The organism is Actinoplanes italicus, from assembly GCF_003001815.1.
Lineage (GTDB): Bacteria > Actinomycetota > Actinomycetes > Mycobacteriales > Micromonosporaceae > Actinoplanes > Actinoplanes italicus.
Genome location: NZ_PVMZ01000007.1, coordinates 360,938 through 380,774, shown reverse-complemented (window position 1 = coordinate 380,774; position 19,837 = coordinate 360,938). Strand labels below are relative to the sequence as shown.

22 protein-coding genes are annotated in these 19,837 nt (G+C 70.9%); 13 read left to right on the top strand and 9 right to left on the bottom strand.

The window, feature by feature from the left end:
- Nucleotides 1-196: 196 nt before the first annotated feature.
- The 5 genes from CLV67_RS19855 to CLV67_RS19835 all read right to left on the bottom strand — a co-directional run bounded on the left by CLV67_RS19855 (nucleotide 197) and on the right by CLV67_RS19835 (nucleotide 4,552).
- Nucleotides 197-514, bottom strand: coding sequence for a hypothetical protein (locus tag CLV67_RS19855; RefSeq protein WP_146169233.1), 318 nt, complete (start codon nucleotides 512-514; stop codon nucleotides 197-199).
- On the bottom strand, nucleotides 489-1,301 hold the full coding sequence (locus CLV67_RS19850; protein WP_146169232.1) for a hypothetical protein: 813 nt from the start codon (nucleotides 1,299-1,301) through the stop codon (nucleotides 489-491). Before CLV67_RS19850 ends, CLV67_RS19855 begins: the two co-directional genes overlap by 26 nt.
- A 396-nt stretch (nucleotides 1,302-1,697) precedes the next feature.
- Nucleotides 1,698-2,333: a response regulator transcription factor gene (locus tag CLV67_RS19845; protein ID WP_106320440.1), complete on the bottom strand. Its 636-nt coding sequence runs from the start codon at nucleotides 2,331-2,333 to the stop codon at nucleotides 1,698-1,700.
- 78 nt (nucleotides 2,334-2,411) lie between these two features.
- Nucleotides 2,412-3,548 carry a sensor histidine kinase gene (locus CLV67_RS19840; protein WP_239166423.1) on the bottom strand — a complete coding sequence of 379 codons (1,137 nt, stop codon included), beginning with the start codon at nucleotides 3,546-3,548 and terminating at the stop codon, nucleotides 2,412-2,414.
- A 5-nt stretch (nucleotides 3,549-3,553) separates the two neighbouring features.
- Nucleotides 3,554-4,552 carry an aldo/keto reductase gene (locus tag CLV67_RS19835; RefSeq protein ID WP_106320436.1) on the bottom strand — a complete coding sequence of 333 codons (999 nt, stop codon included), beginning with the start codon at nucleotides 4,550-4,552 and terminating at the stop codon, nucleotides 3,554-3,556.
- Nucleotides 4,553-4,690: 138 nt separating this feature from the next.
- Between CLV67_RS19835 and CLV67_RS19830 the strand changes: the two genes are divergently transcribed.
- From CLV67_RS19830 to CLV67_RS19805, 6 genes are all read left to right on the top strand, one after another.
- Complete coding sequence (locus CLV67_RS19830) at nucleotides 4,691-5,743, top strand: LLM class F420-dependent oxidoreductase (protein ID WP_106320434.1); 1,053 nt, start codon at nucleotides 4,691-4,693, stop codon at nucleotides 5,741-5,743.
- On the top strand, nucleotides 5,743-6,435 hold the full coding sequence (locus tag CLV67_RS19825; protein WP_106320432.1) for an MSMEG_4193 family putative phosphomutase: 693 nt from the start codon (nucleotides 5,743-5,745) through the stop codon (nucleotides 6,433-6,435). Before CLV67_RS19830 ends, CLV67_RS19825 begins: the two co-directional genes overlap by 1 nt.
- Nucleotides 6,436-6,544: 109 nt before the next feature.
- Nucleotides 6,545-7,147 (top strand): DUF3090 domain-containing protein, encoded by a 603-nt coding sequence (locus CLV67_RS19820; RefSeq protein ID WP_106320430.1) that lies wholly within the window; start codon nucleotides 6,545-6,547, stop codon nucleotides 7,145-7,147.
- Complete coding sequence (locus CLV67_RS19815) at nucleotides 7,144-7,959, top strand: SCO1664 family protein (protein WP_106320428.1); 816 nt, start codon at nucleotides 7,144-7,146, stop codon at nucleotides 7,957-7,959. The genes CLV67_RS19820 and CLV67_RS19815 overlap by 4 nt, the downstream gene beginning before the upstream one ends.
- Nucleotides 7,960-8,094: 135 nt before the next feature.
- Nucleotides 8,095-9,339, top strand: a complete 1,245-nt coding sequence (gene mshC, locus CLV67_RS19810) for a cysteine--1-D-myo-inosityl 2-amino-2-deoxy-alpha-D-glucopyranoside ligase (RefSeq protein WP_106320426.1) — start codon at nucleotides 8,095-8,097, stop codon at nucleotides 9,337-9,339.
- A gap of 212 nt (nucleotides 9,340-9,551) precedes the next feature.
- Nucleotides 9,552-9,857 (top strand): hypothetical protein, encoded by a 306-nt coding sequence (locus CLV67_RS19805; RefSeq protein WP_106320424.1) that lies wholly within the window; start codon nucleotides 9,552-9,554, stop codon nucleotides 9,855-9,857.
- 971 nt (nucleotides 9,858-10,828) lie between these two features.
- Here CLV67_RS19805 and CLV67_RS19800 read toward each other — a convergent pair.
- Both CLV67_RS19800 and CLV67_RS19795 read right to left on the bottom strand, forming a co-directional pair.
- Entirely contained in the window at nucleotides 10,829-11,494 is a 666-nt protein-coding gene (locus CLV67_RS19800; protein WP_106320422.1) for a response regulator, read from the bottom strand.
- 415 nt (nucleotides 11,495-11,909) lie between these two features.
- Entirely contained in the window at nucleotides 11,910-13,067 is a 1,158-nt protein-coding gene (locus CLV67_RS19795; RefSeq protein ID WP_106320420.1) for a sensor histidine kinase, read from the bottom strand.
- 109 nt (nucleotides 13,068-13,176) lie between these two features.
- On the opposite strand from CLV67_RS19795, the gene CLV67_RS19790 reads away from it, so the two are divergent.
- Complete coding sequence (locus CLV67_RS19790) at nucleotides 13,177-14,541, top strand: alpha/beta fold hydrolase (protein ID WP_106320626.1); 1,365 nt, start codon at nucleotides 13,177-13,179, stop codon at nucleotides 14,539-14,541.
- 20 nt (nucleotides 14,542-14,561) lie between these two features.
- On the opposite strand, the gene CLV67_RS19785 is transcribed toward CLV67_RS19790, so the two are convergent.
- A complete protein-coding gene (locus CLV67_RS19785; protein ID WP_106320418.1) occupies nucleotides 14,562-15,353 on the bottom strand; it encodes a GntR family transcriptional regulator in 792 nt (263 codons plus the stop codon).
- Between the two features lie 304 nt (nucleotides 15,354-15,657).
- On the opposite strand from CLV67_RS19785, the gene CLV67_RS19780 reads away from it, so the two are divergent.
- From CLV67_RS19780 to CLV67_RS19770, 3 genes are all read left to right on the top strand, one after another.
- A complete protein-coding gene (locus tag CLV67_RS19780; protein WP_106320416.1) occupies nucleotides 15,658-16,068 on the top strand; it encodes a DUF6232 family protein in 411 nt (136 codons plus the stop codon).
- A 113-nt stretch (nucleotides 16,069-16,181) separates the two neighbouring features.
- The gene (locus CLV67_RS19775) at nucleotides 16,182-17,135 is read left to right on the top strand and encodes a helix-turn-helix domain-containing protein (protein WP_106320414.1); all 954 of its coding nucleotides are present in this window, start codon (nucleotides 16,182-16,184) and stop codon (nucleotides 17,133-17,135) included.
- A 23-nt stretch (nucleotides 17,136-17,158) separates the two neighbouring features.
- Entirely contained in the window at nucleotides 17,159-17,350 is a 192-nt protein-coding gene (locus CLV67_RS19770; protein ID WP_106320412.1) for a DUF397 domain-containing protein, read from the top strand.
- A 50-nt stretch (nucleotides 17,351-17,400) separates the two neighbouring features.
- Here the strand turns inward: CLV67_RS19770 and CLV67_RS19765 are convergent, their stop codons facing one another.
- Nucleotides 17,401-18,270 (bottom strand): PAC2 family protein, encoded by an 870-nt coding sequence (locus CLV67_RS19765; RefSeq protein WP_106320410.1) that lies wholly within the window; start codon nucleotides 18,268-18,270, stop codon nucleotides 17,401-17,403.
- A 125-nt stretch (nucleotides 18,271-18,395) separates the two neighbouring features.
- On the opposite strand from CLV67_RS19765, the gene CLV67_RS19760 reads away from it, so the two are divergent.
- From CLV67_RS19760 to CLV67_RS19750, 3 genes are all read left to right on the top strand, one after another.
- Nucleotides 18,396-18,950 carry a hypothetical protein gene (locus CLV67_RS19760; RefSeq protein ID WP_106320408.1) on the top strand — a complete coding sequence of 185 codons (555 nt, stop codon included), beginning with the start codon at nucleotides 18,396-18,398 and terminating at the stop codon, nucleotides 18,948-18,950.
- A gap of 77 nt (nucleotides 18,951-19,027) precedes the next feature.
- On the top strand, nucleotides 19,028-19,357 hold the full coding sequence (locus CLV67_RS19755) for an ArsR/SmtB family transcription factor (RefSeq protein ID WP_106320406.1): 330 nt from the start codon (nucleotides 19,028-19,030) through the stop codon (nucleotides 19,355-19,357).
- A complete protein-coding gene (locus tag CLV67_RS19750; protein ID WP_170153928.1) occupies nucleotides 19,354-19,794 on the top strand; it encodes an SRPBCC family protein in 441 nt (146 codons plus the stop codon). Before CLV67_RS19755 ends, CLV67_RS19750 begins: the two co-directional genes overlap by 4 nt.
- The last annotated feature ends 43 nt before the right edge of the window (nucleotides 19,795-19,837 follow it).

Sequence of the window (19,837 nt, the reverse complement as noted above, 5' to 3'; positions counted from 1 at the left end):
CTCGACCCCCTGCCGCACCTCCGCCGGATCCGGCCCGGCCTCCACCGCCGGTACCGTTCGAAGCCGGCCAGGAATCCTTCCGAGTACACCGAGCTCCGGGCGACATCCCGCAATCCGACGCTGCCGTCCGCAGGTTCAGTCCTGCCTCCGCCGGGCCCACCTCGCCTCCCAGGTGACTCGAGACCGCACGCCGGTTCTACCTGGCCGGTTCAGGCCGATCGAGCGGCGTCCGGGTACGGCCGCAGCGCGGGCACGGCGGACGCCGCCGCAGGTGGTAGGCGTACGTGGCGGCGCCCAGAGCCACACTCCACAGCGGCCACAGCAGCACCGGCGCGACGGCACCGTCGAACAGGCTGGTGTCGTGGTCGCCGGTCAGCACCCAGATCGAAGCCGAGGCGACCAGGATCGCCACGATCGTCGCCGGGACCGTCGCCAGGCGGACCGGCACCGGCCTGCCGGCGAGCGGGAGCATCCAGCGCGGGAAACGCTCACCCCACCGCTGGGCGAGCCCCAATGTCAGCACCGCTCCGGCCAGCGCGAACAGGCCCAGTCCGGCGGGCGCGACCGCGGCACCGTCGCTGCGCAGCTCGCGGAGCAGCCCGGCGTCGACGCCGAGCGGGATGCCCCAGCGCCCAGGAGAGGCGGGACACGGCGTACGCGGCCGGGCAGGCCGCGGCGATCCACACCGCGACCCGGCCCCACCGGGCGGCCGCTTCCGGAGACGTCCAGCCGTCGCTGCGGCCGCAGTCCTCACAGTCGCCCGCCGTGCGCCGTTGCCGGACCAGCGCCGCGCGGGCGATCAGCACCCCGCCGATCAGGGCGAGCACCTGGTTGCCGAGCGTCCAGGTGAAGACGGTGCCGTAGTCGATGTCCGGCCAGCCGAACGGCAGTCCCGCGATCAGCATCGGCAGGTACCCGGCGAGGGCCAGCAGACGCACGTCTGGGACCAGGAGCAGCAGCGCGCCCGCGGTGAGCCAGAGATAGCCGAGCACCAGGAATCGGACCGCGCCGCGGGGAACCATGCTGCCAGGGACCGTGCCGTGGGAGACCGTGCCGTGGGGGACCGTGCTGCGGAGGACCGCGCCGTGGGGGACCGCGAGCAGCGCCACGGCGGCGGTCAGCAGCACCGCCGCGAACACCGGGGCGCCGACGCCGGGATCGAGGGCGCGCAGGGCGCTCGTGTCCGGCGCCGGATCGTTGCCGCCGAAGGGGTAGCCGCGGCCGGTGACGGCCCAGGCCAGGGCGAGGGTGCCGTAGGCGGCGGCCCATCCGGCCGCCACACGGATTCTCGTGTCACTCATGCCATCGACACTCGTTGCCGGGAGCCGCGCGCGGATCCCCGCCGGGAGGGGACCGCCTCCCTCCGGAGAGGGAGCAGCCATACCTCGGCCATGGACTGGTTCGGCCCCGGGCCATGGACTGGTTCGGCCCCGGGCCATGGACTGGTCCGGTACCTGGGCCATGGACTGGTTCGCACCTGGGCCATGGACTGGTTCGGCCCCGGCTCGCGGGACCGCCCGGTTCGCTCACCGGTGCCGCGTGGTCATCGCGGCCGGCTCGCGCGTGGGATGACCGCCGTATCCCGGTGCTGGACGATCATCGTGGGCCGTTTTCGGAGGCCGGCCCCGCGATATGGCTGCTTCCCGGGCGGGGAAGGGTGCGTGGGACTCGGCACGATCGCGGACCCTGAGCGCTGTTCAGAGAGGGACGAAGCCCGATCGGTACGCGACCACGACCGCCTGTGTCCGGTCGCGAACCCCGAGCTTGGCCAGGATGCTGCCGACGTGACTCTTCACCGTCTCCACCCCGAGGACCATCCGGGCGGCGATCTCCGCGTTCGACAGGCCCTCGGCCATCAGGGTGAGCACCTCGGCCTCCCGCGCGGTCAGCCCGGATCCGGCCGGCCCGTCCGGGGGACCATAGGCGGCCGCGAGCCGTCGCACCGCTGCCGGGAACAGCAGCGAGTCGCCGCGCGCGACGACCCGTACCGCCTCGGTGATCTGTTCCGGACGGGCCCGTTTCAGGAGGAACCCCGCGGCGCCGGCCTGGAGTGCCTGGTAGACGTACTCGTCGTTGGCGAACGTCGTCACGACCAGCACCTTCGGCGGATCGTCGAACTTCTCGAGCAGCAGCCGGGTCGCCTGGATGCCGTCCATCCGGGGCATCCGCACGTCCATCAGCACCACGTCGGGGCGCTGCCGCAGCGCGGCGGGCAGCACCTCGGTGCCGTCGGCGACCTCGCCGGTCACGGTCAGGTCCACCTCGGCCGCCAGGATCGCCCGCAACCCGGCCCGGACCAGGGCGTCGTCGTCGGCGATCAGGATGCTGGTCATCGTTGTCCGGCCGGGAGTCCGGCGATCAGGACGCTGGTCATCGTTGTCCCGCCGGGAGTCCGGCGATCAGGACGCTGATCACCGCGGTCCCACCGGCAGCCGGGCGACGATCCGCCACAGGTCGCCGTCCGGACCGGCCTCGATCCGGCCACCGAGCAGGCGTACCCGCTCGCGCATGCCCTCGATGCCGTGCCCGCCGCCACGCGCCGCGCCGCCGGAACGCCGGTTCACCACTTCGATCATCAGTTCCTCCTCCTGACCGACCCGCAGGGTGGCGGGCCCGTCGCCGTGCCGTGCCGCATTGGTCAGCGATTCCTGGATGATGCGGAACGCCTCACGCGACACCACCGGCGGCACGTCGATCGTCCCGATCTCGGCCGTCACCGCGGACGTCAGCAGGCGATCGATATCGGCCAGGGTGGGCGCGGGGGAACGATCGGCGACGTCGTCGCGCAGGATTCCGAGCACCGCGTCCAGCTCCTCGGCCGCCGACCGCCCGGTCTCCTCGATCGCGCCGAGGGCCTGCCGGGCGAAGCCCGGGTCCGCGTCGAACACCGCCCGCGCGGCGCCCGCCTGCAGCGTCATCGCGGTCAGCGCGTGCCCGACCGAGTCGTGCAGCTCCCGGGCCAGCCGGTTGCGCTCGGCCAGCCGCAGCTCACGGGCTTGCAGTTCGGCCAGGCGCTCGGCCGGTGACGGGCCGAGCAGCACCGGCGCCATGGTGGCGGCCAGACGGCCCAGCCCCGCGGTCCCGGCCACCGTCACCACCAGCAGCCCCACTCCGGCGAGCGTCCACCACCAGCGTCCGGCCGGGGTGAGAGGGCCGAGCGCGCCGGCGGTCAGCCCGAGCCGCTCGGTGAACGCGAGCAGCGCCAGCGGCACGGCGATCAGCAGCGCCACCCCGACGAGCCCGCCGCTGGCCAGATGCAGCGCGAACCACAGAGCCGACCGCAGCCGGGTCTCCAGCGCGGGCGGCCGCGTCCGGTCGTGCCCCGGCAGATCGACGCCGAGCAGCGCGCGGGCCGCCGCGATCTCCAGCTCACGGGTGCCACCGAGGAACGGCGGCGTCAGCGCGATCACCACCGCGACCACGGCGATGGCCAGGACACCGGCGCGACTTCCGGTCTCCTCCACGATCAACTGCGTGAAAACCCCGGCCCCGAGGGCGTACGGGAGAAGCAGCACCCCACCCAGCAGGAGAAAGACGGCCCGCAGCACGCCGCTCAGCCGAAGTAGGTGTTCGGGTGGCCGACGCCCTCGCGCTCCGGATAGCCGACCTCGATGGCCGACACGTCGTCGAGCGCGAAGGCGATCTCCGCGGGCAGGGTGAGCTGTTCACTGCGCAGCGACCCCTGCAGCTGCCCCGAGGTGCGGGCGCCGAGGATCACCGAGGAGATGCCCGGCCGGTCGCGTATCCACGCGAGCGCCACCTCGAGCGGCGACACGCCCAGCCCGGCGGCCGCCGTCACCACCGCCTCGACGATGCTGGAACTGCGCGGCTCCAGATAGGTCTGCACGAACGACGCCATGTGATCCGATGCGGCCCGCGAGTCGAGCGGCCGGCCGTTGCGGTACTTGCCGGTCAGCACGCCCCGGCCCAGCGGCGACCAGGCCAGCACCCCGAAGCCGAGCGCCGCGGCGGCCGGCAGTATCTCCCGCTCGATGCCGCGCTCCAGCAGCGAGTACTCCATCTGGGCGGCCACGATCGGGGCCCGCCCCGGATAGGCGGCCTGCCAGGTGGCGGCCCGCGCGGTCTGCCAGGCCGAGAAGTTCGACACCCCGATGTAACGGACCCGGCCGCTCGACACCGCCTGATCGAGAGCGGCCAGCGTCTCCTCGAACGGGGTCTGCGCGTCGTAGCCGTGCACCTGCCACAGGTCGACGTAGTCGGTGCCGAGCCGTCGCAGCGACGCGTCGAGCGAGCGCAGCAGGTTGCCGCGGGAGGCGTCGCGCGGGCGGTAGCGGTGCGGGGTCAGGCCGGACTTGGTGGCGATGACGATCTCGTCGCGGGGGATGAGATGGTCGAGCAGGGAACCGATCACGGCCTCGGCGTCGCCGTCGCCGTACACGTCGGCGGTGTCGATCATCGTCCCGCCGGCCTCCAGGAAGATCTTCAGCTGATCCGCCGCGTCGTCGGGGTCGGTGTCGCGTCCCCAGGACATGGTGCCGAGCGCGAGCCGCGAAACCGCTAGCCCGCTTCGGCCGAGCGGTCGCTGATGCATGAGTGAACCTTATTCAGACTCCCTGCTCAGCGAAATGCTCACGCCTCAGCCGGGTGGGTCGGTTACCGGACCGAAACGCTGGAGACGCCGATCAGTAGGCTTGCTGGTGACATCCATGATCGGCGGGAGGACAGGCTCGTGCGGCTCGGACTCAACCTCGGGTACCAGACGGCGTGGACCACGCCGGCCGACCACCTGGCCATGGCGCGGGAGGCCGACCGCCTCGGTTACTCCGTGCTCTGGGCGGCCGAGGCCTACGGCTCGGACACGGTCAGCATGCTCGGCTGGATGGCCGGGCAGACCGAGCGGATCGACCTGGGCGCCGCCGTCATGCAGATCCCGGCGCGCACCCCGGCGATGACGGCGATGACCGCCGCCACCCTCGACACGCTCTCCGGCGGCCGGTTCCGGCTGGGCCTCGGCGTCTCCGGGCCCCAGGTCTCCGAGGGCTGGCACGGTGTGCGATTCGCCAAACCCCTCGGGCGTACGCGTGAGTACGTCGACGTGGTGCGGTTGGCTCTGGCCCGCCAGCCGGTGTCCTACCAGGGTGAACACTACGAACTGCCGCTGCCCGGCGGTGCCGGCAAGGCGCTCAAGCTGGGCTTCCACCCGCTGCGCTCGGACATCCCGGTCTATCTGGCCGCCGTCGGCCCGAAGAACCTGGAGCTCGCCGGTGAGATCGCCGACGGCTGGCTGGCCATCTTCTTCGCCCCCGACGCGGCCGGTGACCACCTGGCCCACATCGAGGCCGGCCGCGCGAAGGCGGGCAAGGACCTCACCGGGTTCGACGTGGTCGCGTCGGTGCCCGTGGTGATCGGCGACGACCTGGACGCGTGTGCCGACGTGATCCGGCCGTACGCGGCGCTCTACGTCGGCGGCATGGGCAGCCGCGAGCAGAACTTCTACAACGCCCTGGCCGTACGGATGGGCTACGCCGCCGAGGCGAAGGTCGTGCAGGACCTCTACCTGAGCCGGCAGCCCCGTGAGGCGGCCGCCGCGGTACCCCGGGACTTCATCGAGCGGACCTCCATCATCGGTACGCGTGAGCAGGTGGTCCGGCGCATCCGGGAGTACGCGTCGGCGGGTGTCGGCACGCTGTCGATCAGCCCGTACGTCGGCGACCTGAAGAGCGGGCTCGACACGCTGCGGATCGTCGCCGAGGCGTACCAAGAGTCCGGCGTGGCGAGCTAGTGGCCACCGTCCTGCTGCTCCGGCACGGCCGGACCACGGCGAACGCGTCCGGCGGCCTGGCCGGCCGCCAGCCGGTCGAACTCGACGACACCGGCCGGGTCCAGGCCGGCCGGGCCGGGGAGCGCCTGCGGGCACTGCCGCTGGCCGCGGTGGTCAGCAGCCCGCTGATCCGCTGCCGGCAGACACTGGAGATCGCCCTGCCGGACACCGAGCCCGCGCTGGAGGACGGGCTGATCGAGTGCGGTTACGGCGACTGGGAGGGCAAGCCGCTCAAGGAGCTGGCCAAGGACCCGCTCTGGCCGGTCGTCCAGCACCACCCGAGCGCCGTGGTCTTCCCGAACGGCGAGGCGATGGCCGCGATGTCGGCCCGCGCGGTGGCCGCGGTCCGCCGCTGGGACGAGAAGGTGACCGCCGAGCACGGTCCGGAGGCGATCTGGGTCGCGTGCAGCCACGGCGATGTGATCAAGGCCATTGTCGCCGACGCCCTGGGCCTGCATCTGGACCAGTTCCAGCGGATCGTGGCCGATCCGGCGTCGATCACCGTGATCCGGTACACGCCGGGGCGGCCGTTCGTGGTGCGCGTCAACGAGACCGGTGAGCTGGCCTCCCTCGTACCCCCGAAATCCGATGGGCGAGAGAAGGCAGCCGACAGTGACGCGGCCGTGGGCGGTGGCGCCGGAGGCGGCGTCTGACAACGCTCCGTGCTCGCCCTATCGCCGCAGCGTGCACCCCTTTGCGCCCTCGGCGAACCCGGCACCTTGGCCCGCGCGCTCGTCCGCTTGGATGGCTAGGGTTGTCGGCATGACCCACCAAGTGCATGCCTTCGAGCCGCCCGAGCGATTCGTCGCCGGGACGGTGGGCGAGCCGGGGGACCGCACTTTCTATCTCCAGGCCCGCGGTGGCGGCCGGGTGATCAGCGTCGCGCTGGAGAAGGTCCAGGTGTCACTGCTCGCCGAGAAACTCGAGGAGCTCCTGCTCGAGGCCAGCAAGCGGTTCGGCGTCGCGCTGCCGGAGGAGTCCCTGCTGGCCATGCACGACAACGAGCCGCTCGACTCCCCGGTCGACGAGGAGTTCCGGGTCGGCACCCTGGGTCTGGCGTTCGACGTCGACACCAGCACCGTCGTGATCGAGGCCATCGAGGCCGGTGAGCCGGAGCCCGACCTCATGGGCGACCCGCTCGAGGACGATGACGACGACGAGGATCACGACGACGACGACGAGGACGACGAGCCCGACGACGACCTCGACCGGCTGCGGGTGAGGCTGACCCCCGACGCGACTCGCGCGTTCATCGACCGGGCCCGTCGCGTGGTGGCCGCCGGCCGCCCGCCGTGCCCGCTCTGCGGCCAGCCGCTCGACCCGGCCGGCCACCTCTGCCCCCGGCACAACGGTTACCACCGGTGACGGCGGAGCCCACGTCCGTGCTGGCTGAAGCCGATGCGCTCGCGCTGCTCGAACGGGGGCGGATAGAGATCGAGGGCCGCCTGGTCGACGCCTCCAACACCACTCTCCGCGCCGAGATCACCCTGGACGGACTGACCCGCCGCTGCGTCTACAAACCGGTGCGCGGCGAGCGTCCCCTGTGGGACTTCCCCGACGGCACCCTGGCCGGCCGTGAGGTCTCCGCCTACCTGGTGTCCCGGGCCACCGGCTGGGACCTGGTGCCGCCGACCATCCTGCGCGACGGCCCGCTCGGGCCCGGCGCGCTGCAACTCTGGATCGACGAGCCCGACGAGACCGGCGCGCTGATCGGTTTCGTCCCGGCCTACGACGTGCCCGACGGCTGGTTCCCGGTGGCCGCGGCCCGCGACGACGACGGCGACGCGTACGCGCTGGCGCACGCCGACGACCCGCGCCTGGCCCGCCTCGCGATTTTCGACGCGGTCATCAACAACGCCGATCGCAAGGGCGGCCACGTGCTCTACCCGGCCACCGGCGGCGTGCACGGTGTCGACCACGGTGTGAGCTTCCACGTGGAGAACAAGCTGCGCACGGTCCTCTGGGGCTGGACCGGCAGGCCCCTGCCCGACGACGCGTGTGAGGTCCTGACCCACCTGCACGAGCAGCTGACCGGCCGGCTCGGCGCCGCCCTCGAGGAGCACCTCACCGTCTCCGAGGTCCAGCACGTCAGCCTCCGCATCAAACGTCTCCTGCGGGCCGCTCGCTTCCCGCAGCCCCCACAGGACTGGCCCGCCATCCCCTGGCCCCCGATCTAGCGTGGGAGGCGGGACCGCGCCGGCCGTACCGCAGGTATGGATTCCCCCGGCTCTCTCCTCGCCGCGCCTTCGGGAAGCTTGAGGTTTAGCTCACGCACCGGCGTCAGTGGTCGGGGTGCTGGTTAGGCTCCGAGCATGGATGCTTGGACCGCTCACGACGTTCCCACCCTGCCGGACACACCGGGGCGTGGCCCGCTGCGGCTCTACGACACGGCGCGGGCGTCGGTGCAGCCCAGCACGCCCTCGGGCAGCGCCTCGATGTATGTCTGCGGCATCACGCCGTACGACGCCACCCACCTCGGCCACGCCGCCACGATGATCACTTTCGACCTGGTCAACCGGTTGTGGCGCGACCAGGGACTGGACGTGCGGTACGTGCAGAACGTGACCGACATCGACGACCCGCTGCTGGAGCGCGCGGAGCGCGACGGCGAGGACTGGATCGTCCTGGCGATGCGCGAGACGGCCCTGTTCCGTGAGGACATGGAGGCGCTGCGGATCATCCCGCCGGCCCACTACGTCGGCGCGGTCGAGTCCATCCCGTCGATCGTCACCCACGTGCGGGACCTGGTGGCCAAGGGTGCCGCCTACCGTCTCGAGGACGGCACCGGCGACGTGTACTTCTCGCTGGAGGCGGCGCCCCGGTTCGGCTACGAGTCGCACCTGTCCCGCGAGGAGATGCTCGTCCTGTCCGCCGAGCGCGGCGGCGACCCCGGCCGGGCCGGCAAGCGTGACCCGCTCGATCCCCTGCTGTGGCGCGGCGCCCGCGAGGGCGAGCCCGTGTGGGACGGCGCCGACCTGGGCCCCGGCAGGCCCGGCTGGCACATCGAGTGCGCCACCATCGCCCTGAACCTGCTCGGCGACACGATCAGCGTCCAGGGCGGCGGCAGCGACCTGCTCTACCCGCATCACGAGTGCTCCGCCGCGCACGCCGAGGTCCTGACCGGCGCGGAGCCGTTCGCGGAGCACTACGTACACGCCGGGATGATCGGTCTGGACGGCGAGAAGATGTCCAAGTCCCGCGGCAACCTGGTCTTCGTGTCGCGGCTGCGTGGCGACGGCGTGGACCCGATGGCGGTACGCCTGGGCCTGCTCTCCGGCCACTACCGCACCGACCGTGACTGGACCGATGACGTGCTCAAAGCCGGCCAGGAGCGCCTGGCGCGCTGGCGCGAGGCCGCGGCCGCCACGTCGGGCCCGTCCGGCGTGGGTCTGCTCGGCGCGGTACGTGAGGCACTGGGCACCGACCTCGACACGCCGGGCGCGCTGGCCCTCGTTGACGCATGGTCCGAGGCGGCCCTGTCCGGCGCCGGGGACGACACCGAAGCACCCGAACTGATGGCTCGTACCGTGAATGCCCTGCTGGGAGTGCGTTTATAGGGTTATTTGAAGATCCCCCGCCGCTATTGAAGGGTGGGGGATTCTGCTTTTGCGGTGCAGCGCCCCGCGCGACCTTAGCCCGATTATCTCGATTTCGGTTGCCAAACCACGAAATGATGAAAGATGGCGTTTTATTCGGGCAAATCCCCGCGAAACGGTGTTGCGGGGTCCAGAATTTTCCCCAAGCAACCAACCGCTTGAAAGGAAAAAACATGCGTCGCACGGCTCTGTACCTCGGCGGTCTCTTCCTGGCCACCGGCGCCACGCTGGCCATGGCGGCTCCCGCCCAGGCCGCCGACGGCAAGTGCAAGAAGGACTACGCCGTCGGTAACTACTACGGCTACGGTGCCGACTACGGTTACGGCTACGCCGCCGCCCCCGTCGCGGTCGTTCCGGTCGGTGGCTACGGCTACGGCGGTGGCTACGGTGGTGGCTACGAGGTCAACTCGTACAAGGCCGTCAACCAGAACGGTCTCGTCAACGTCGGCCTGATCGACAGCCCGATCGGCATCTTCTGAGACGAGTCGTACGGGCAGGCCTGACAACGGCCTGACACCATGAACGACTGATGCCCGAGGCGCCTTCTGGCGCCCCGGGCCTCAGTCGTTTTCGGCTTCGGATGGTTTCACCGCGGCTCTCCGGCCCGTCTCGGATCCGCCTCCGACCCGCGCCGCGACGTCGACCCTCCACGTGCCGCGAAGTTCCCGCGCTGCCCGGCGGTGCCGCGACCTCGTCCGTGCCGCGATGTTCGCGTGCCGCGACCTTCCCTGCTGCGCTGCCCGGCCGCGATGTTCGCGTGCCGCGACCTTCCCCTGCTGGGCTGCCCGGCCGCGCGGCGAGTCGCGGCCCCGCCCGTGGCGACACTCTTCGGCGACGGCGACCTCCCACCTCACTGGACATCCCGCCCACCGAGCGGACGTTTCCGGTGGACCGGTGCCGACTCTGGCGGTTCTACCTGGCGGAAGTCCCAGTTCGGACAGGTTTTTCTGCTGTTACGCGACCTTTGTCCGAGGTCCAGCGTGGCGTGGTGCCCGCGTGCCGCCAGCCCGATCTCGTGTGGTTCTTGCGTCGCCGTAGTCCCCGCTCAGGTTCCGGCTCCTGATGTGGCGCCTGTGCCCGGCGGCCCACGGCCGGTCCTGTTCATCGCGGAGTGCCCTTTGTGTCGCCGCGGTTCCAGGTCGACCGTCGTTCTACTGCTCGGCCGTCGTTCGCGGCTACGCCTCCGGTTCGCTGCGGCGCTGGTCCTCGGCCCCAACGGCGTGTCGCCGCAGGATTTCTTCAGCGCGTTGCCGCGGCGTCTTTCATTGGCTGAGGACGCGTCTTGGTGCCACTCGGTGTCCGGGCCGGTGGCCTGTTCATCCAGAGGTCATTCTCGCCTGGGCAGGCGTACCCGGTTCCGGCCGAGCCAAACCACCACGCGTGACTATTTTCGCTGCATAACACGGTGTTTCTTTCCCTGAATAGATCGTTTTCTCAATAGCGCCGGCGATCAGAGCAGTTCGGCGTCGTGGACGAGCAGAGCGATTTGCACGCGATTGTTCAGATCGAGTTTGCTCAGCAGACGCGACACATGGCCTTTGACCGTCGGAAGGCTCATCCCCAGCTCACCGGCGATCTCGGCGTTGGAGTGTCCCTGGCCGACGAGGATCGCGACCTCGCGTTCCCGTTCGGTCAGGTCGGCCAGGCGAGCCCGGGCGCGCGCACGTCTGGTGCCCGCCTCCGGATCGGCCACGTGGTCGATCAACCGGCGGATCACCGTGGGAGAGAGTGTCGCCGCGCCGGACGCGACCGAACGGACCGCCGCGAGAATCTCCCGCGGTGGCGTGTCCTTGAGCAGGAATCCGCTGGCCCCGCCGCGCAGCGCCTCCAGGACATACTCGTCCGCGTCGAACGTGGTCAGCACGATCACCTGCGGCGCGCCCTCCCGGCTGCGGATCCGGCGGGTCGCCACGAGACCGTCGACCCGCGGCATACGGATGTCCATCAGGATGATGTCCGGCCAGTGAGCGTCGGCAGCGGTGACCGCTTCCGCGCCGTCCCCGGCCTCGGCGACCACCTCGATGTCCGGCGACCCACCCACCAGAATTCGCAACCCGGCCCTGACCAGCGGATCGTCATCCACGATCGCCAGCCGGATCGGCCGCTCACCAGTCACGCACCGTCTCCTGTCACGCACCGTCTCCTGTCATCCCGGCCTGAGACACGCCATCCTCTTCATCCAGGCCGGAAGGCGCTTCGCCATCCTGAGCGATCCGTGCGGAAGGCGCTGCCCCCGGCGACGTACGTCGCCGACTAATTCGCCGCTTCGGGAGCTGCCGCCGACCAAAAGTCGCCCTTGGGCAGCCGCCGCGGATCTTCTCCAATGCCAGGTCGTAGCCCAGTAGCCCGGCTCGGCCCGGCCCGGCCTGGCCTGGCTCGGCCCGGCCCGGCCTGGCCCCGATTGGATTGGCTCGGTCGGCTTGGCTTGGCCTGGTCTGAATCGGCCCAGGAAAGCTGAGACGGCTCGGTGCGGGGCGGCCCGGGCGGCTTGGGCCTGGCCAGCGCGGCTGGGATGGCTCCGGCCGACCGGTTCAAGCAGGCCATGGCAGCTCGGCCTCCAGCCGGAACTCGCCCCGCTCGGCGCGGTGGGTGACACGACCGCCCGCGAGGGCCACCCGTTCGCCGATGCCGAGCAGGCCCTGGCCGCCGTGGGCGGAGGGCGCGGAGTTCGTACCGGCGCAGGGGTTGATGACGGTGATCTGCAACGCCCGGCCCGCCCCGCCGGCCAGGACCACGGAGGCGGCCGGCGCTGATCCGTGCCGCCGGGCGTTGGTGAGGCCTTCCTGCACGATCCGGTACGCCGTGCGGCCGAGCTGCGCGGGCAGGCCGTCGGCCGGCACGCCGTTGTCGTAGTCGACCGTCATGCCGGCCTCGCGGGCGCTGCTGATCAGCCCCGACATGTCGGCGAGCCCGGGCTGGGGTGGCTCCGGCCGCCCGCTCGGCACGCCGATCACCGAGCGTAACTCCTCCAGGGCCTCGTGGGCGCTGCCGCGGATCGCCCCGGCCGCGATCGACAGCTCCTCGGGGGAGACTCCGGCCCGGACCTCAAGGGCACCCGCATGCAGGCTGATCAGGGACATCCGGTGGGCGAGGACGTCGTGCATCTCGCGGGCGATGCGGGCGCGCTCGGTGAGCCGGGCCTGTTCCTCGCGCAGCTGCTGTTCGGCCTCCAGCCGAGCCGCGTGCTCACGCAGCGAAGTTGTCAGGCGCCGGTAGGCCTGCACGAACAGCCCCCAGCCCACGGCCGCCGCGGTGATCACCGATCGCACCAGGAGATCCATCCAGATCCCGGAGGAGGGCCGGTCGTGCAGGAGGAAGTAGACGACCCCGGTGCCGACGTTGACCGCGCCGAGCAGCAGCAGGAGTGATGGCCGCCGCCGGATCGCCACGGTGAACAGGGCCACGATGATCGGGCCGGTGGCGGTCACCGAGACCGCCCCGAACGGCAGCAACGCGACGGCCACCGCGAGCGGATGCCGCCGGCGGGCGGTCAGGGCGGCGGCGCAGAGCAGCCCCAGCGCCAGGTCGGCCTGCCAGGGCAGTGCCGCACCGGGGCTGGTGGCGTCGCCGAGCAGCATCATCACCGAGCCGTAGAAGAGCGCGAGGACGATCGCCGTGACGTCGGCGACACGGTCCCGGGCCGTGGACCGGCCGGAGCCGGGGTCGGGCACCAGGAGCGCGAAGAACATGCCGCAACCCTAGGGCTGACGAAAGTCTTCCGGGAGCTACCAAAGTATGTTCCTGATCGATTCCATCGGCCGCTGTGGACGGGCGCGCCCGGCCGTGATGCTTCCGGGCATGACCTCACTCATCGGCGCTCTCCTGCTCGCGGCCGCCTGGGGCGTCACCGCCGGCCTCTGGACCCCACGCGGCCCGCTCACCACCTCGGAGGCGCTCGCGTCCATCGTGATCAGCGCCGGCGTCGGCGTGCTGGCCGGCCGGACGGCGCGGTCCCGGTGGGCGATTCTGACGACCCCCATCGGGTACGCCCTGGCGTTCGAACTGACCAGGTTGAGTGTGTCCGGCCCCTCCGTGGATCTGCCGCGGGCGACCCCGCTCGGGATCCTCGTCCTGCTCACCGGTCGTGGCCTGCACGGTCTGCTGGCCCTGCTGCCGATGGCGGCCGGTGCGGCTTACGGGCACCGCCGCCCGGCCGGCACCCGCTTCCGGCGGATCGCCGGCCGGATCACCGCCGGATTGGCCGCGGCCGTGACGCTCGTCGTCGCCGTGGCGGTGGCCGTCCCGGCCCGTACCCCGGCGATCCCCGGCGGTGTCGCCGAACTGGCTCGGGTCGGTGACCTGGGCGTGATGATCCGCGGCCGGTCCCCGGAGCTGCCGGTGCTGCTGTACGTGCCGGGCCCGCCGGGCGGTTCGGAGACCGGCACGATGCGCGAGCGGGTGTCGGGGCTGGAGGAACATTTCGTGGTCGCGACCCTGGACCGGCGCGGCGGGGGAGCGTCCGCCCGCGGGCTCGGCCGGGACGCGCCGGTCACCGTGGACACCGAGGTCGCCGACATCCTGGCGGTCACCGACCACCTGCGGCGACGCTTCGGGCAGGACCGGATCGTCCTGGCCGGCCACTCCGGCGGGTCGATCCCGGCGGTCCTGACCGCGTACCGGCACCCGGAGCGGTTCCGGGCGTACGTCGGTACCGGCCAGGCCGTCGACCTGCGGGCCAGCGACCAGATCTTCTACACCGACATCCTGGCCTGGGCACGGGCCGAGGGACGCGACGGCGTGGTGTCGCAACTGGAGCGGCAGGGTCCGCCACCGTGGCCGCGCGCCTACGACTACGAGACCTTTCAGCTGTACGGCACACAGGCGTACGGACTACCCGAGCCGCCGATCGATCTGGCCGTCTCCGAGTACGACCTGATGCGCAAGGCCCACTTCATGACCACGATGCTGGACACCTGGGACGCCCTCTACCCCCGCATGCAGGACGTCGACCTGCACCGGGACGTGCCCGCCCTGTCGATCCCGGCGTACTTCGTGCAGGGCGGCCGGGAGATGCGGGGCCTGGCCGTGGAGTTCACGTCCTGGTACGCGGCGCTGCGGTCGCCGGACAAGCGCCTGGTCACCTTCCCGGAGGCGGGTCACCGGCCGATGGCCGAGGACCCGGACCGGTTCGTCGCCACGCTGGCCGAGCTGCTGCGGGGGTGAGGCGTGAGGTGGTGGACGGGTCAGGCCAGTGCCATCCCCGGGTCCGGGTCGGGTTCCGGGGCGGGTGCCGGGATCCGGTACTCCTCGGTCAGCGTGGTCATCGGTCCCGGCCAGGTCGCCTGCGCCACCTCGATCGGCTTGCGGGTCTCGTCGAAGGCGACATGTAGCAGGTGCAGCACCGGGGTGTCCGGCCGGATCTGCAGGATCTCGGCCTCCTCGCGGCTCGGCTGCCGGGCGCTGATCGTGTCGGTGGCCGAGGTGTAGCGGCGGCCCAGCACCTCCTCCGCCTCCTGGTACAGCGGCCGGCCGAACGCCTCCAGGCGTTCCAGTGGGGTGCCGGTGGCGTCGGTGACCCGGAACCAGGAGGCGCCGAGCTCGACGGTGGCGTCGTCGGTGCGCACCACATGCCGCCTGACCAGCATCTCCGTGCCGTCGCGCACCCCGAAGGCGTCGGCCACCTCGGGTGGCGCCGCCTCCCGGCCGACGCCGGTGAGCTGCTGGCGGTATCTGGCGGCCAGGTCGGCGTGGTAGCCGCGGTGCGCGCCGTAGCGGCCGCGCGAGAGTCGGTTCAGACGCCGGCGGGTGCCGCGGACGTACGTACCCGAACCGGGTTTGGTGATCAGGATGCCCTCGACCCGCAGCTGGTCGACGGTGCGCTGAACGGTCTGTTTCGCGACGCCGAACATCTCCGCCATGGCGGGGATGGACGGCAGCCTCTCGCCCGGCTGCCACTCACCGCGCCGGATGCGTTCCCGCAGCTGGGACGCGATCTGCCGATGCGGGAACTCAGCCGCTCCCGGATTGATGCTCATGCCCGTCTCCTTCCAGCTAGGTTCCTAGGATGCGGTACGGACGGCGAGCTCAGCGACTCGACACGCGTGAAACTCCGTGAGTGAATTCGGCTATCAGCTACAAGGCTGACAGGCATCTAGCGGACACGGTCGGTTAGCCCCATACTGAATTCACGTTAAGGGCGATGAGGATCAATTGAAGAGGCGGCGGCCAGTAGCCGCTGGCCGCCGCCGAGGCCTCTCGCTCATGGAGGGGGAGAGCCTTGTCCATCGCTATCCTCGTGCACCCCTCCTCCGTCGTGCAAGCCGAGGGGAGGGGTGAGAGTTGCCGGTCTTCTACCGAGGTCCCAAAGCCGTCATCACGCACCAGGTCGTCGAGGTGTCGAGGGAGCATCGCAGGCTCTTCGTGGTGACGGAGATGGCCGATCTGCACATTGTCCGGTTCGACCCCGCGCCGGACGACGCCGGCCGGTACGTGGCGGGGGTGTCCGCACTGGTCGCGGCCGTGATGGCGGTTCCCCTGGTGGGGCCCGCCTCGCTGCTCCTGACCGTGGTGCTGTCGTCGGCGCTCGGTGTCGGCGCGGTGTTCTGCCTGCGGCCCCGGGCGGGTCGCTGGTGGCAGCTGCGAGCCGGTTACCGCGGCGACGTCATCGAGATCTTCTCGTCGCGCGACGAGAGGGAGTTCGCCGAGTTCTGCCGTGGTCTGGTTCGTGCCCTGGAGTACGGGGAGGCCTGATCGCCAACCCGTTCGAGGTACTGCGGTAAGCTCTTGCGGATTCGGCGACAGGGCAACGTGCGATGTCGCAATCAAGGGCGATTAGCGGCTTTTAGACTTTGGTGAGGGGCTGGATGTCGGCTGCGCGTGGCGAGTTGCCCGCTGTCGCGAGACGGCGGGTCCGACTGGCGCTACGCGCGGCTCGGGAGCGTTCCGGCCTGAGCCAGAACGAGGTGGCCAAGAAGCTCGGCTGGTCACTGTCCAAGGTGCAGCGCATCGAGTTGGGCGAGGTCACCATCTCGCCCACGGACCTGCGGGCCGCGCTCGACATCTACCAGGTCGCCGACGAGCGGAGCATCGCCGCTCTCCTCGCCGAGGCCCGCACCGCCCGTCGCGAGCGATACCTGACCACCCAGGAGTATCGCGACCATCTGACTCCCGGCCTGGTTCAGCTGCTGCAGTTCGAGCAGGCGGCGACCGCGATCCGGGAGTACCACTCGACTCTCATCCCGGCCTATCTGCAGACTCCGGCGGTGGCCGAGGCGACCCTGGCCTGGTTCGAGCAGACGCTGAGCGAGGAGCAGCGCAGGGTCCGCCGCGACGTGCGCCTGTCACGCCGCGACCAGGTGCTCAAGCGTGAGGACCCGCCGGAGTTCTGCCTGCTGCTGGACGAGGCGGCGCTGTGGCGGACCGTGGGTGGCCTCGCGGTGACAGCCGACCAGTTCGAGGAACTCGCCGCGGTGTCCCGCTGGCCCAACGTGCACGTCCGGGTGCTGCCGCTGGACGACGGCATGATGATGGGCACCTTCGGCTACTTCAGCGTGCTCGATCTCGGTGCTGATCCCGACGACGCCGTGCTGTACCGGGAGATCTACCTCGAGGACGAGGTTGTCGAGGACCCGGCGCAGGTGCGTTATCACCGGGACGTCTTCGAGCGGTTCTGGCTGCGCGCGTTCGACGAGGACGCCAGCCGGGCCACGATTCTGGCGCGTGTGTATGAGCTGCGGGCGAAGCTGGCCCGCGCCGAGAGCGCGAAGCTGCCTCGCGCCGCGCGCCAAGTGAGCCAAGATCAGGGCATGGAGTCCTGACTTTCCCGCATGAGAGGTCCGAGATGAAACCAACCACAACGGCGTGGCAGCGCAGCAGCTTTTGCTCCCACGGAGCGTGTATCGAAGTGGCGCAGATCGACGGGACCGTTCATCTGCGTGATGCCAAGAACCCCGGCCAGCCCGCTCTGGTCTTCACCTATGAGCAGTGGGCCGGATTCCAGCATGAGGTACTGGCTATCGGGAAGTCTTCCTGAAGCCGCCGTAATCGCCAGAACGGGCGTCCCGCCGGGACGCCCGTTTCGTTTCACCAGGAGCCGGCGGTCGGGCCCGCGGAGCCGCCGCGGCGGCGCAGGTACTTCTCGAACTCGCTGGCGATCTCGTCACCGGTGAGAGGCTGTATTCCGGCGTCACCGACCCGTTCCTCCAGCTCGCGGACGTACTCGCCGAGCTCGGCGTCCTGCTCGGCGGCGGCCCGGACGCGCTTCTCCCACTCGTCGGCCTGCTCGGCCAGGTCGGCCATCGGCACGGGCAGGTCGAGGACGTCCTCGATCCGGCTGAGCAGGGACAGGGTGGCCTTGGGGCAGGGCGGGTTGTTGGCGTAGTGCGGGACGTGCACCCAGAAGGAGAGCGCGTCCAGCTCGGCACGGGTGGCGGCCTCCTGCAGCACCCCGACGATGCCGGTCGGGCCGTCGTAGCGGGTGGGCACGACCTTGTACTTCTCGGCGGTCTCCCGGTCGCTGGCGGTGCCGCTGATCGGGAGCGGCCGGGTGTAGGGCACGTCGGCCAGCAGGGCGCCCAGCAGCACGATCCGGGTGACCTCGAGGCTGTGGCAGATCTCCAGCACGTTCTCGCAGAAGGTGCGCCACCGCATGCTCGGCTCGATGCCGCGGATCAGGACCACGTCACGGTCGGCGCCGGGCGGGCTGGCCACGGTGAAACGGGTGGTCGGCCACTCGATCTTACGGGTCTCTCCCTCGGCCATGGTGATGGTGGGCCGGCTGACCTGGAAGTCGTAGAAGTCCTCGGGGTCGATGCTGGTGACCTCGCGGGCCTCCCAGACCTGCTCGAGGTGTTCCACGGCCGCGGTCGAAGCGTCCGCAGCATCGTTCCACCCCTCGAAGGCGGCGATGGCCACGGGGGAGCGGAGCAGCGGAAGGCCGTCGAACTCAGTCATGGCACACAGCCTACGTGCGGGTGTGGGAACGTACCCGATGGCCGCGCCGGACCCCCTGCGGTATCGATCATGCTCACTGTCGATACCGCACACCAAGTCGCATTTATACGGGCATAATGCTGCATATGGCCGACCATGTGGATCAGGTGCTCGGGCCCACGGACGACACCGTGAGCTTCTTTCAGGCCCGCGGCATGTTCTATGTGACCGCGCTGTGGGTGCTGGCCGCCGCGTGGCTGCCGATGTTGCTGATCACGGTGCTGGTGCGGATGGCCGCCGGGTACCGTCCGCGCGCCGCCGACATCGTGGTCTTCGCCGAGGCCGTCCTGATCGTCCCCGCCGTGGTGGCGGCCCTGCTGATGCTGCTGGTCTGGCGCCGGCTGGGGTGGCTGCACACCTCGGTGCACGGGCTGGACTTCGCCGCCACCGGCCGCCGGCCGGTCCATCTGCCCTGGTCCGGCATCGCCTCCGTGGCACTGCACGGGCGTGGCCCGTTCACCGAGCTGGTGATGATCCCGGTCGGTGAGGACTACGCGACCGAGCTCGCGGGGAGTGGCGGGGCACCCCGCGTGCGCCGCAGGGGCGGCGAGTTCGCGTACATCATCGATGTGGGTTTGATGTCCCCCGGACCGGAGGTCCTTCTCGCCGAGCTGCACCGGCGCATCCCCAGCAAGGTTTGACAAGCGCCGCGGGCGTCGTTAGGTTCTTAACCTGCCCGTTAATTAACCGAGGCGTTAAATACTGGAGGGCGAGTGCGGTGCCGGATCGGCTGAGCGTGATCTTCTCGGCGCTTGCCGACCCCACGCGCCGCGCCATCCTTGCCCGCCTCGCCGACAGTGAGGCGACCGTGAACGAGCTCGCCGAGCCGTTCGACATCAGCCTCCCGGCGATCTCCCGGCACCTGAAGGTGCTGGAGAACGCGGGACTGATCTCCCGCAGCCGTTCCGCGCAGTGGCGTTCCAGCCGTCTCGAGGCGGCGCCGCTGCGTGAGGCGACCGCGTGGATGGAGCGTTACCGCCGCTACTGGGACGACAACCTCGACCGCCTCGACGCCCACCTCAAACGCATTCAGGAGGACGACCAGTGACCGACCTCGTCATCACCCGCATCTTCGACGCCCCGCGCCACCTGGTGTACCGGGCCTTCGCCGACCCCGACCAGCTCGCCGCGTGGTTCGGCCCGGTCGGCTGGTCGGTGCCCCGCGACACCATCGACATGGACGTCCGCCCCGGGGGCAAGCAGGTCTTCACCATGGTCAACGACGACGATCCGTCGATGGCGTCGCCGGTGAACGCGACGTTCGTCGAGGTGGTGGAGAACGAGCTGATCGTCGGCGAGGAGGACGTGAGCCACATCCCCGACTTCGGCGCCGACAAGCTGCGGCTGCGCATCGAGTTCTTCGAGGAGGAGGGCGGCCGGACCCGGCTGGTCGTGACGCAGAGCCCGTTCCCCGAGGCGATGGCCGATGGCGCCCGCGAGGGCTGGGGCTCCAGCTTCACCAAGCTCGACAAGATCCTGGCCTGACACGGCAGAGGTGGCCCCGGCCGGAGCCGGGGCCACCTCTGTG